This is a genomic window from Haladaptatus caseinilyticus (genome assembly GCF_026248685.1).
GTDB classification, from domain to species: domain Archaea; phylum Halobacteriota; class Halobacteria; order Halobacteriales; family Haladaptataceae; genus Haladaptatus; species Haladaptatus caseinilyticus.
Map to the genome: position 1 here is coordinate 2,247,652 of NZ_CP111036.1, position 11,984 is coordinate 2,259,635.

Genomic DNA, 11,984 nt, shown 5'->3' on the forward strand with positions numbered 1-11,984 from the left:
TGAGAACTCAGGAGCGGTAACCCTTCAGCCTAACTATATCGCTCCTCATTCCAGGGATTTGCAGTGTTAGAATAACCTCTTTTCTCCCAATACCCTCGTTCAGGTTCGGTGAGGAATTCGATACCGTCCACCCATTTGGCCCCCTTGTATGCGTATCTGTGTGGTGTGAGCACCCGAAGCGGTCCGCCGTGTTCACGGGGAAGTGAGTCGCCGTCGTAATTCCACGCGAACAGAACCTCATCGCGCATGCAAGCCGAAAGGGAGAGGTTCGTCGTGTAGCCGTCGAGTGCCGAGAACATGACGTGGACGGCGTCGTCTTCGACGCCGGCCAATTCCGCGAGGGTGGGAAAGGTGACTCCAGTAAACTCACAATCGAACTTGCTCCAACCGGTGACGCAGTGAAAATCCTGCCTCTGCGTTTCGTGCGGTAGGTTACGGAACTCGTCCCACGAGAACGTTCGTTCGTCTTCGACCGCTCCCGTCACCGAAAACTCCCACGTTTCCGGGTTCCAATCGGGCGTATCGCCCTTCGAGAGAACGGGGAATTTGCTCGTCTCGCGCTGTCCCGGTGGCAGTCGCTCGTCGTCGAACTCCTGATAGAGGTGCGTAACATCCCTGACGCTCATGGTCGAACTCGGAGCGGCGAAACCGTCAGTCTAACGACTGCGGAGGAATGTGTAAGGCAATCGGCTGCAAAATGCCCCGTAAAAGTCAAACCCTCGTATTGGAGCACGAGGGGATGGCATGGATGCGAAATGGGGTTCGAGGAAACGTGCGCTTATCATCGCGTAACCTACGTATCGTATTTCGGGGGGTCGGTACTCACTGAATAACAAAGAACGACGTCGCGTAATCGATTGACGCATGTCCGAGACAGAACAACGAGCAAAAATGCGAGAAAGTCCGGCGATGGAAGCTGCAGAAGAATCGACACGGGACGTAGCAATACTCGCGTCCGGAGTCTCCGTTCTCCTCGCGTGGCATCAGTTCTTCATCAGGGGGAACCGAGAACGCGGGCTGTTCATCGGCCTGTGGCCACCGACCATCCTCGCGTTCGCTAGCTACTTCAACCAGAAGCGGATGCAACAGCGCCTCGAATCACTGAAGCCAAGTAGCATCATCGACTCACTCGACCAGATGTTCGGCAACCGATAACCGAAGGCGGAAACTTTTCCTTTCTCCAACACCACCGCGAGGGGAGATTCCAATGAATAGGGTTGAATTTATATAATACCATAAAAAAGATTTGGAAAATAAAAATATTCGTTCCGTGACCGTCGTACTATCTACCCGTCAGACTTAAGAACACCCCTCCCGAAGCCCTCAACTGTTCCAATGCCAAAGGTAGAGATCACCGTCCCGGAGCACCTCGAAATGCAAATCGCCCAGATGGTCGAACAGGGCGAGTTCGTCAACCGAGAAGAAGCAATCGAGGACTTACTAGCAACCGGTCTCAAGGCATACAAGACGAGTGGGCCGATGGACAACGACCGAGAACCGGGTCTCGAAGATGAGGGGATGATGGGGCACGAAGACGAATACGTCTTTTAGCACCGTGTTTCGCCTCAACGTGTGAATAGTTCTCAGAAACTCTTAAACCGAATAACTACTAATCCGCGCTTATGCATAAAGACGAACTCCTTGAGCTTCACGAGCAGATGGTCACCATCATGGAGTACTTCAGGGAACAAGACGACATACCGACCGGTGCGTTCGACGCCTACGACCAACTCGATGTCGACCCGTCTCACGTTCACAAGTCCAAGAGTGAGCACAAACATGCCGTTTTCGTGCTCGGTAACTCGCTTGCGGACGTGATGAGCGAAGACGAGTTCAGCGAGGCAGGTCGAATCGGCAAGCGAATGGAAGAACTGGCCGACGACGCCGAGAGTAAAATCTGATTTTCAGCACGTTTCGTGCAGGTTCGAGTTCTCGGAACGGCGCAGGACGAGGGGATTCCCCGACTGGACTGTGAGTGCAACCAGTGTACGACGGGAATCGTCCGCCACGGGCCAGCGATAACTGTCGAATCGGGCGATGAGACGGTTTTAGTCGATGCACCGCCGGATGTCAAACGAACTGTCGGAGTATCGACCGTCGATTCGGTCATCTTGACTCACGCTCACATCGGCCACTATGGCGGGCTGTTCTATTTCGGACGGGAGGGTTACAATACCGACCACAAACCGGTGTACTGCTCGGAGAAGATGGACGCGTGGCTCCGGGATGGGAACAAAGCGTACCGACACCTCATCGAGCGGGGAAACGTCGAACTGCGTCCGTTCGTCCCCGGTAAATCCTTCGAGATCGCGGAGATACAGTGCCACCCGATACCCGTTCCACACCGAAACGAGGACGCCGACACGGTCGGATTGCGATTCGAGGGCGAGGATGCGTCGATGACCTATATTCCCGACATCGACTATTGGTCGCCGGAGACGGAACGTGCAGTCAAGAAAAGCGACGTTGCACTGGTCGATGGTACGTTCTTTTCGATGGACGAGGTCGGTAGAAGGGACGTTCCCCATCCGATGATACCAGAGACGATGGACCGTTTCGACGACTGTGATACGGAGCTATATTTCACTCATCTGAATCACACGAATCCAGCCGCCGATTCGACTACGTCGGCATACAGAACCGTGATAAAGCGTGGATTCGACGTGGCGGACGACGGATATGTAATTGAATTAGGTTGTGTCTGACAGACGCATCCCGCCAACCCGAAACTATTTGAGGGGGATTCCGTTTTGACGTAATATGGATGCGCGCACGGTCGAACAGATAACTGACTGGGATTCACGTCCCTTCTCCGGAGGCTTCAACGCACTCCGAGACCTCGCAGACGCCGACTTTTCCGGTGCCGTCAAAGCGAGCGGCGCGTGGCTGTTCATGTTGAACGGTCGCGGCGTCGGGGTTTTCGACGGCGAAATCACCGATTTCGGGGACACGGATGGAACGATCTTCGAAGCCCCACACCCCTCGCTTCCGCTGTTGCTCAGTATGCAAGAACGCGGTGGGAAGACACAGGCGAAATACTACACCAACGACACCCCACTCGCCGAGGCGAGCGACACGCTCGCCTCGAAGAACTTCACCGGATACGTCGAACTCAGCGAAAACGTTCTGAGCGGCGACTACTACGTCGTCTATCATGCTGGACGTTCGATGACTGCCGCATACGTCGGTGAAAGCGAAAAACTACTGACCGGCGACGAGGCGTTCGAACGGGCGAACGACGAAGTCGGTATTTACGAGGTCGTCGCCGCGGACGTGGACATCATCGACATTCCGGAACCGCAATCGTCTGCGGAATCCGAACCGGAGCCGACACGGACCCCTACCGGGGGAGCGGGGCAATCATCCGACCCGACGACGGAAACGTCAGAGACGGCGCCGACCGCGGACCAATCGACAGCCGAAGATCGACAGACGCCACCGCCCGTGACGGACGAGGGAGAGACGGCACGGCCGTCACAACCAGCTACGCGTTCCCAACCAGTTCAGTCGTCGAACATGTCGCAGTCGCCGCCGAGCGATACCGAATCGAAGCCGGACCAGCGGCCGGCGGGGGAGACGAAAGAAGCGCCAGCTACGTTTTCCGACGAACAGCAGTGGCGAGAGACGACGACGATTCCGTCGCTCGACCCGGAGAAAAGTAGCGCCTCGAAATCGCGTGAATCGGGTGTCAAACAGAGGCGAAGCGCTCGGAACCCGTCACAGCGACAGGGTCGGAGTCGAGGTCGAACTGCGTCGAATCAGACGACGGAACTCGAAACCGAACTCGTCGCACGAACGGAACAACTCGAAGCGCTTCAAACTAAACTCAAAAGCACCGAGGTCGAGCGGGACGAACTGGAAAAAGAGCGTGACCGCCTCCAAAACGAACTCGACGAGCTTCGCACCGAACTCGAATCGGTACGGCAAAACAGTCCCGGCGTAGCTGCGGAGCGACAGATCACGCCACAACAAGCGTTTTCGGAGACGAACCTGTTCGTCCGGTACGGGTCGAAAGGGAAGGGGACGTTGGCGGACGCAGCGGCGGGCGAGGCGGACCGAGGAGCGGTCGAATCCAACCTGAAACTCGAACACCACACGCAGTTCGACGTCGAAGGCATTACGGTGGATGGCAAGGAGTACGAAACGTTCCTCCACGAATCGATGGAGTACCAGTTCGTCTCGTGGCTCGTCGTCGATCTACTGTACGAAATCGTAGATACCGACCATCAGCGGGGGTTAAAGGACCTCTTCGATGCGATTCAAGAGATCGACCGGGCCGAGCTTCACGGTGTCTTAGCCGCGGAGAACGAGGACGGCGAAGAACGCGAGATGCGGTTCGACGTTATCCTTCGCGACCGAATGGGCAATCCATTGATCGTTGCGAACATCAACGATTCGCGCGACCCGGCGACGGGCGAAATGCTCGGGTCGCTCGTTGACGCATCGAGCGACGTTGCGACTGCGAACAACGAACTCAGTGCAGCGTTTCAGGTCACGAGGAGCTTCTTCGAACCGGCGGCGCTGGAGACGACGGAGGATGCAACCAGTGGGGGACTGCTGACGCGAGAAAAACGAGAAAGTTTCGTCAAGCTATCCCGAAAGCGGGGATATCATCTATGTTTGGTCGAATCGCGTAATGGCGAATTCCACCTGACCGTTCCAGAACTCTAAGCTTCGGGTTTTTCGCCGATTTTCATCGTGTCGAGCTTGTCGGTTATTTCCGACAGTTTCTCGTCGAGTTCGGCGACGAACTCCTCGGTTCGGTCGGTCGTAATTGCGCCCTGATTCGAGGGCGAGATGAGATTTTCTTCTTCGAGGACACGGAGAGAGTATCGAACCTTGTGATGTGGGTAGCCCGTTTCGTTCGACATCTTGACGATGCCGATGGGCTCGTTTTCGATAACCATCTTCAGGACCTGCAAGTGGCGTTCCAGCATATCGACTTCCTTCTCCAGTCGATCTATCATGGCATGTGTTAACTTGTCTTTGAACCTTTTAAAGGTTGTTGTCCGCATCGCATGCAGAAGGGTGGACAGAGAGTTATTAGTGGGACGAGTTAACACTTCCGGCTTCACCGCGACAGTATCGTCGAAATTGCACGAATCGACTATTGGTTAGCCATATTTATACACATGCATGCATCATTTGGCTTCGGAGACCGTAATCGGTTTAGGAGGTGCGTGAGAAGGAACCTCCGGTATGACCGTAACTATCGTCGGTTCGCAACTCGGCGACGAGGGCAAAGGTCGCGTCGTTGACCTCTACGGCGACGCTGCTGATGTGGTCGTTCGCTATCAGGGTGGCGACAACGCAGGCCACACTGTCGTCGAGGACGGTACCGAATACAAACTCTCTCTCGTTCCAAGCGGGGTCATCCGGGGAAAAGTCGGCGTCCTCGGAAATGGATGTGTCATCAACCCCGAGACCCTGTTCAGTGAGATCGACGCCCTCCGTGAGCGGGGTCTCGAACCGGACGTGCGACTCGCACGGCGTGCGCACGTCATCCTCCCGTATCATCGTGTTCTCGACGGCATCGAGGAAGAGGCGAAAAGCGACTCCGACCGCAAAGTGGGCACGACGGGTCGAGGTATCGGCCCAACCTACGAAGACAAGGCCGGTCGGCGGGGTATCCGAATCGGTGACCTTCTCACTCCCGAACTCCTCCGCGAGAAACTCGAATACGTCGTCCCGCAAAAGCGCGCCCTCGCCGAAAACGTCTTCGGAGTCGAAACCGGCGAAGCGTTCGACATCGACGCTCTCTACGAGCAATACAAGGCGTACGGCGAACGGATGAAAGAGGACAACATGACCGTCAATGCTGGCGATTTCATCTCTTCACGCCTCGATGACGGTGAAGAAGCGATATTCGAAGGTGCGCAGGGGACCATCATCGACATCGATCACGGAAACTATCCGTACGTTACCTCTTCGAATCCGACTGCGGGCGGGGCCGCCACGGGAACCGGTCTCAGTCCCGGCGTCGTCGGAGGTGGCGAAGTCGTCGGTATCGTAAAAGCGTATCTCACACGAGTCGGAAGCGGGCCGCTCCCGACCGAACTCGGTGGCGTCGCTGGTGACACACCGGGCTATGACGAACAGGGGACTGGAGAAAACGAGGATCTTGCGGAGTACATCCGGGAAAAAGGCGGCGAGTATGGTACCGTCACCGGTCGGCCACGCCGGGTCGGGTGGCTCGACATGCCGATGCTTCGCCACGCCGCCCGCGTCAGCGGTTTCACCGGTATCGCCGTCAACCACCTCGACGTACTCGCAGGTCTCGACGAACTGAACGTCGGCCATAGCTACGAGTTGGATGGTGAAGAAATCTTCACCATGCCAGCGACGACGGAACGCTGGGGTCGCTGTGAACCGAACTTCAAAACCTTCGAGGGCTGGCCCGAAGTGAACTGGAACGAAGTCGTCGAGGAAGGGTACGACGCGATTCCGGAGAATACACGAGCCTACCTCGATTACATCAGCGACGAACTCGGTGCACCCGTCTACGCCGTCGGTGTCGGGCCAGGCCGAGAAGAGACCATCGTGTTGACGAACCCACTCGAATAGTCGGGTTCTCGCGGTTCTGTTTTTCCGGTTTCGTCGCTTCTCGTTCCCTATTCGACCGCTGTAAGATAGATAGCGACCAGCGCGAATCCGATCCCTGCGACTTTTCGTGCGGTCAGGGGTTCGTCCAAAAAGGCGATGCCGAGAACCGAACTCGTCGCGATAAAGAGACCGAAAATCGGCACGACGACGCTGACCGGACCGGTCGCCAACGCCCGATAGTACGCGAGGATCCCGATGGCGAGAAACACACCCGCGAGGTACATGTACGGCGCTTTGTCGCTGGTGAGGTACGGAACGATCTGCTCACCTTCGTACATCGTCACGGCGAGGGCCGCAACGACGAGCATCCCGTTTGCGACAAGCGCGGCTACCGTATCCGGAATGTCCTGCGTTGCGATACTGACGAGGGGCGGCAGTGCAGTGTAACCGATGAGGGCGATAATCGCCCACCCGATGTAGTTCATGCAGGGGTGTTTTGGCCCGGGGATGAGAGTCGTTTCGAAAGCGGAAGGGAGACGAACCGACGAACCCGTCACGCTTTTGCCCCATCCCTTCGTCCACCCGGATATGAAGAAATCCTTGATGGACATCATCTGCTGTCCGCTGGATAAACAGGAACTCGAACTCGACACACGGCAGGAAGAGGACGAAGAGGTTATTTTCGGGACGCTTACCTGTACGCAGTGCGGTGAGCGCTATCCGATCGAGGACGGAATTCCGAACCTCCTCCCGCCGGACATGCGCGAAGCCTGAACGTTTTTGTACTGGTAGAGAGAGGGTTGTATCGTGTCTGAGACGGTATCGGTTCACATCAATCGCGATGGCATCCATCATATCGACGTAGCGCAGTCGTTCGAAACCGACGGCTCGTTCACCATCGCGCTCAAAAACCACGGGGCACCGATCCACGCCCATCTTCATCTCGACGACGACCTCTCGGAAGTCGCGTCGCTCGGTGCGACGAACCACTATGTCAAAGCCAAAGACATCCGTCACGTCCCTGTGACGGTCCACGATGCGCCTGCTACCGGAAAGCTCAAAATCGTCACCGGTTACGGGGCCGAAACGACCTACGTGGACACGAATATCCTCGAACCCGAGGAACGAAGCAGGTCGATTCCGGTAGACGAGGCACTCTCGAAACCGCAGGGGAGTCGCCCCACGGACTCGAGGCGGGGACGGAAATCGACGCAGTCTGACACCCTGAAGAACCTGCCGCTCGTTATTCTCGGCCTTCTTGCACTGGTGCTCGTGGTCGGCGCGGGATTCCTCGTCGATAACGGCGTTGCGCTGTTCGGCGGCCTCGTGGTGATGATCGGTCTCGGCGTGGCAACGTACTTTCTAACGCGGTAATCGTGCCCCCGGGACACCGATATACCGTTTCGGTAATCGCATTCCTTTTGCACGTTCCCTTCGTGCACGTCGATAATGTCACTTGCCGAAACAACACGGGAGGCGGTTCGGAGTCGGCCGTTTCTCTACTCTGCCCTCCGCGCTGGCATTTTGAACTACACCGCCACTGCCCGATTCCTCTCGGACGAGGTTGGCGACGACACCGACGCGATTTCGACTGCACTGACCCGGTTTGCGGACGACGTTCCGGACTTCCACGCCGAGAGGCGAGACGTTCGTGTCGTCATGCAGAGCGGGCTCGGAATGGCGGACGACGACCCGCTGCTCGTCGTTGGGGATGCCGGATTTACCCCGGATTCGGGGTCACTTACCGCGGTGATTGCCGCCGGAAATGTCGATGCGGCAGCTCTCTCACACGTCCTCGCACGACTCGTAACGGACGATATTTCGGTCATCGCGGCCGCAGTCGCCGAGGAGTCTCTCGTCGTGGTCGTCGAGCGACGGGACGGTGCGAACGCCGTTCGAGGAGTCGAAGATGCACTCGATTCGGTGCCGGACTTCGGCGGACGATGACGCTTCCGACGATTTAAAACGGTTGCTGATTCTATGCGTTCGTATGACACTCTCCGTAACGAACACCCTTTCAGGTGAGCGGGAACCGTTCGAACCGGGCGACCCCGATTCGGTTCTCCTCTACTACTGTGGGTTGACCGTCTCGGACTACGCACATCTCGGTCATGCCCGGGGCTGGATACATACCGACGTGATGCATCGCTGGTTGGAACACCTCGGCTACGATGTGCGCCACGTCGAGAACTTCACCGACGTGAACGAAAAGATCACCGCACGTGCAGGAGAAAACGACCTCGGCGACGACGAGGCCGAAGTCGCTCGCACCTTCATGACGGAGGTCATTCGCGACATGCGCGATCTAAACCTAAAGCGGGCGGACGTCTACCCGCGGGTCAGCGAGCACGTTCCGGAGATCATCGACCTCATCGGAACGCTGGTGGAGAAAGGGTACGCTTACGAATCGAACGGTTCGGTCTATTTCGACGTGACGACGTTCGAGGACTACGGAAAACTCTCGAATCAGCGGGTCGAGGAGATGGAAACACAGGATGATGACTCCGATCAGCAAAGCGATAAACGCAATCACGCCGACTTCGCCCTCTGGAAAGCGGACGGCGTGAGCGAAGGAGCTATCGAAGAACACAGAAACTCCGACACGGAGTATGCGGTCTCCCACCCATCCGGTCAGACGTGGGAGTCGCCGTGGGGCGAAGGTCGTCCGGGATGGCACATCGAATGTTCGGCGATGAGCATGAAACATCTCGGCGAAACCATCGACATCCACGTCGGTGGACAGGACCTCGTCTTTCCCCACCACGAAAACGAGGTCGCACAGAGCGAGGCCGCCACCGGCCACCAGTTCGCCCGCTACTGGCTTCACGTCCGGTTGCTCGAAACCGACGGCGAGAAGATGAGTTCGAGCCTCGGAAACTACTCCACGGTTCGCGGCGCGATGTCCGAAATCGGCCCGAACGCGGTTCGGATGTTCCTGCTTTCGACCGCCTACTCCAACCGGCAGACGTTCAACGACGAGACGGTTGACGAAGCAGTCGACCGGTGGGAGCGACTATCCGGTGGGTACGAACGCGCGGTGGGTGCACTCGACAGTCCGAACGCTCGGACGAAAGTCGAAGACGACGACCTGCGAGAGGAACTCGAAACGACTCGTGCCGAATTCGAATCGGCGATGAACGACGACTTCAACACTCGTCGCGCGCTGGCGGCCCTGCTCGAACTCGTGACGGCAGTCAATCGCCACGTGGACGACTACGACGAGTACGACTACGACGGTCTCAGACAGGCCGTCGAAACGTTCGAGGAGCTCGGCGGTGACGTCCTTGGATTCGCGTTCGGCGGCGACACGGGTGGCGACGTGCGACTCGCAGAGGACATCGTGAAACTCGTCCTCGATCTGCGAGAACAGGAACGCGGTGCGGGCAACTACGAGCGTGCCGACGAACTTCGAGACGAGTTGGAAGCATTGGGTGTCGAAGTACAGGATACCGATTCTGGTCCATCATTTACGCTTCCGTAGCCATCCGGACCCTCTCCCCACATCTCGACAGTCAAACCCACAGTCGTCGGTTTTATACGGCGGGATTGTGTACTGGATTTCGACATGGCACGCAAACTACTCGCTGGCACGTTTCTCGCAGTACTCGTCCTCACGAGTGGCTGTCTCGGGTTTATTCTCGGAGATACGCTGGCATTCAGCGCCAACAAAGCGACCGTCGGCGACGGGGCGCTTTCGGACACAGGATACACGAAGGCAAGCGAAAAGCAGGTAGAGACCAAGCGGTCGTTCGAAGTCGCGGGGGAGAGCCGTGAGGTAAAAGTGACCAACTGGGTCACGCAGTACGAGAAATCCATCGGCATCTCGGGCATAGCCGAGGGAACCGTCGCGAAGGTCACGGTACTCAGCAGTCCGACGTTCGAAGTCGCGGACAAGCCGATCAATCCGATCGCGCGCTACAGCAACAAGCAGTTGGTCGAGAAGTTCGTCTCGAAATACAAAAACGTCGACGACATTCGGGAAACCGGTACGAAGAACGTGACCATGCTCGGCACCGAAACCACGGTTTCGACGTTCTCTGCCACTGCGCGGTCGAACGGTGCGAGCATCGAGGTCAACATTCACGTCACGAAAGTCGAACACGGTGAGGATGTGGTTGTGGTGATGGGCGTATATCCAAAGCAGTTAGACGAATCCGAAAACATCTACCGACTCATCGAAGGCGTCGAACACGAACAGTAACTCGAACTATCCGCGGGGAACATTTTTTCTTCTCGCTGGGGTATTCACCCCATGAATCTCCCCCTCGTCGCTGGAGTCGCACTGACGAACCTGGGTCTAGTGGGCTATTTAGTCGGCGTGAGTACACCGTATCCCGGCCGTGCGTTCTCGATCACGGGCGTTATGGTCGGAATCACGCTGGTTGCTATCGCCAACGCGACGAATCCAGGTGAACCGCGGTGACCGTCGAGGCGCTCGCATTCGGTGATAGCACCGTCGAGACGTTCAGCGACCTCGATGTCGCCCATCAAAAACCGGGAACGGTCTGGGTGCGTGCGAGCGAAGCAAAACCACTCGAACTCGAACGCGTTGCCGAAGTGTTCGACATCCACCACCTTTCCCTCGAGGACATCCGGGACGGCGTGCAACCGAAAACGGAGGAGTTCGACGAATACACCTTCCTCTTGCTCAAGACGGCTACGCTCGTCCGTGGCGACACGACGTTCCGGGAGGAGATTCGCGCCGGACCGGTCGGCGTATTCATCGGCGATGATTGGATCGTTACCCTCTCGGAGCACACTATCGAGGCGGTGGAACGAGTCTGGCAAACTGCACTGGACGGCGAACGGCGCATCCTCGAACGGGGTTCTGACTACGCCGCCTACCGTGTTTGCGACGGTGTCGTCGATGGCTATTTCGACGTTCTCGACCGAATCGAAACCAAAATCGAGGACGTAGAGGATACGGTCATCACCGACACGAGTATCGAGACGTTGGAGTCGATAAACAACGTCCGACGGGAGCTACTTTCCTTTCGAAAACTCGCGTGGCCGACGCGGGAGGCGATCGGCTATCTCGCCCGTGGTGACTCGGAAATGGTACATCCCGAGACGGAGAAATACTTCCGCGACGTTCACGACCACCTGTTTCAACTCGTGGATTTGACCGAAACCTACCGGGATTTGGCGAGCGGCGCACGAGACATTTATCTCAACTCGCTCTCCGTTTCGACTAACGAGGTGATGAAAAAGCTCACCGTCGTAGCCACCATCGTCCTGCCGCTCACGTTCGTCGTCGGACTGTACGGCATGAACTTCAAGAACAGTCCCTACAACATGCCGGAGTTCGGTTGGACGTTCGGCTATCCCGCCGTGATGTTCGGAATGCTCTTCGTAACCGTTATTTTGGTGGTGTACTTCCGGCAGGAAGGCTGGTTGTGACGAGAAACGTCTCGAACTGTGGTTTTCATGGATACGGCTCA

The 11,984-nt window shown here is 57.2% G+C and carries 16 protein-coding genes; 13 read left to right on the top strand and 3 right to left on the bottom strand.

Annotation, left to right across the window (positions count from 1 at the left end):
* Positions 1-29 precede the first annotated feature (29 nt).
* The gene (locus tag OOF89_RS12070) at positions 30-626 is read right to left on the bottom strand and encodes a sulfite oxidase-like oxidoreductase (RefSeq protein ID WP_266076463.1); all 597 of its coding nucleotides are present in this window, start codon (positions 624-626) and stop codon (positions 30-32) included.
* A 238-nt stretch (positions 627-864) separates the two neighbouring features.
* Between OOF89_RS12070 and OOF89_RS12075 the strand changes: the two genes are divergently transcribed.
* The 5 genes from OOF89_RS12075 (at position 865) to OOF89_RS12095 (ending at position 4,671) form a co-directional block, all read left to right on the top strand.
* Complete coding sequence (locus OOF89_RS12075; protein WP_266076464.1) at positions 865-1,155, top strand: hypothetical protein; 291 nt, start codon at positions 865-867, stop codon at positions 1,153-1,155.
* A gap of 180 nt (positions 1,156-1,335) precedes the next feature.
* Entirely contained in the window at positions 1,336-1,551 is a 216-nt protein-coding gene (locus OOF89_RS12080) for a ribbon-helix-helix domain-containing protein (RefSeq protein WP_066142210.1), read from the top strand.
* A 71-nt stretch (positions 1,552-1,622) separates the two neighbouring features.
* Positions 1,623-1,901, top strand: coding sequence for a UPF0058 family protein (locus tag OOF89_RS12085; RefSeq protein ID WP_266076465.1), 279 nt, complete (start codon positions 1,623-1,625; stop codon positions 1,899-1,901).
* 15 nt (positions 1,902-1,916) lie between these two features.
* Positions 1,917-2,705 (top strand): MBL fold metallo-hydrolase, encoded by a 789-nt coding sequence (locus tag OOF89_RS12090; RefSeq protein WP_266076466.1) that lies wholly within the window; start codon positions 1,917-1,919, stop codon positions 2,703-2,705.
* A gap of 55 nt (positions 2,706-2,760) precedes the next feature.
* A complete protein-coding gene (locus OOF89_RS12095) occupies positions 2,761-4,671 on the top strand; it encodes a DUF7527 domain-containing protein (protein ID WP_266076467.1) in 1,911 nt (636 codons plus the stop codon).
* Here the strand turns inward: OOF89_RS12095 and OOF89_RS12100 are convergent.
* Entirely contained in the window at positions 4,668-4,967 is a 300-nt protein-coding gene (locus tag OOF89_RS12100; protein WP_266076468.1) for a hypothetical protein, read from the bottom strand. The two genes, OOF89_RS12095 and OOF89_RS12100, sit on opposite strands and share 4 nt — an antisense overlap.
* A gap of 232 nt (positions 4,968-5,199) precedes the next feature.
* Between OOF89_RS12100 and OOF89_RS12105 the strand changes: the two genes are divergently transcribed.
* Positions 5,200-6,564, top strand: a complete 1,365-nt coding sequence (locus OOF89_RS12105) for an adenylosuccinate synthase (protein ID WP_266076470.1) — start codon at positions 5,200-5,202, stop codon at positions 6,562-6,564.
* 47 nt (positions 6,565-6,611) lie between these two features.
* Here the strand turns inward: OOF89_RS12105 and OOF89_RS12110 are convergent, their stop codons facing one another.
* Positions 6,612-7,028 (bottom strand): EamA family transporter, encoded by a 417-nt coding sequence (locus tag OOF89_RS12110; RefSeq protein WP_266076472.1) that lies wholly within the window; start codon positions 7,026-7,028, stop codon positions 6,612-6,614.
* 103 nt (positions 7,029-7,131) lie between these two features.
* Here OOF89_RS12110 and OOF89_RS12115 point away from each other — a divergent pair, with 103 nt between their 5' ends.
* The 7 genes from OOF89_RS12115 to corA all read left to right on the top strand — a co-directional run bounded on the left by OOF89_RS12115 (position 7,132) and on the right by corA (position 11,943).
* On the top strand, positions 7,132-7,317 hold the full coding sequence (locus OOF89_RS12115; RefSeq protein WP_266079784.1) for a methytransferase partner Trm112: 186 nt from the start codon (positions 7,132-7,134) through the stop codon (positions 7,315-7,317).
* Positions 7,318-7,350: 33 nt separating this feature from the next.
* Positions 7,351-7,917, top strand: coding sequence for a DUF7524 family protein (locus tag OOF89_RS12120; protein ID WP_266076473.1), 567 nt, complete (start codon positions 7,351-7,353; stop codon positions 7,915-7,917).
* Positions 7,918-7,992: 75 nt separating this feature from the next.
* Entirely contained in the window at positions 7,993-8,490 is a 498-nt protein-coding gene (locus OOF89_RS12125; RefSeq protein ID WP_266076474.1) for a DUF7523 family protein, read from the top strand.
* A gap of 43 nt (positions 8,491-8,533) precedes the next feature.
* Entirely contained in the window at positions 8,534-10,024 is a 1,491-nt protein-coding gene (cysS, locus tag OOF89_RS12130) for a cysteine--tRNA ligase (RefSeq protein WP_266076476.1), read from the top strand.
* 84 nt (positions 10,025-10,108) lie between these two features.
* Positions 10,109-10,744, top strand: coding sequence for a DUF6517 family protein (locus OOF89_RS12135; RefSeq protein WP_266076477.1), 636 nt, complete (start codon positions 10,109-10,111; stop codon positions 10,742-10,744).
* A gap of 51 nt (positions 10,745-10,795) precedes the next feature.
* Entirely contained in the window at positions 10,796-10,966 is a 171-nt protein-coding gene (locus OOF89_RS12140) for a hypothetical protein (RefSeq protein WP_266076478.1), read from the top strand.
* Positions 10,963-11,943, top strand: coding sequence for a magnesium/cobalt transporter CorA (gene corA / locus OOF89_RS12145; protein WP_266076479.1), 981 nt, complete (start codon positions 10,963-10,965; stop codon positions 11,941-11,943). Before OOF89_RS12140 ends, corA begins: the two co-directional genes overlap by 4 nt.
* Positions 11,944-11,984: the final 41 nt, after the last annotated feature.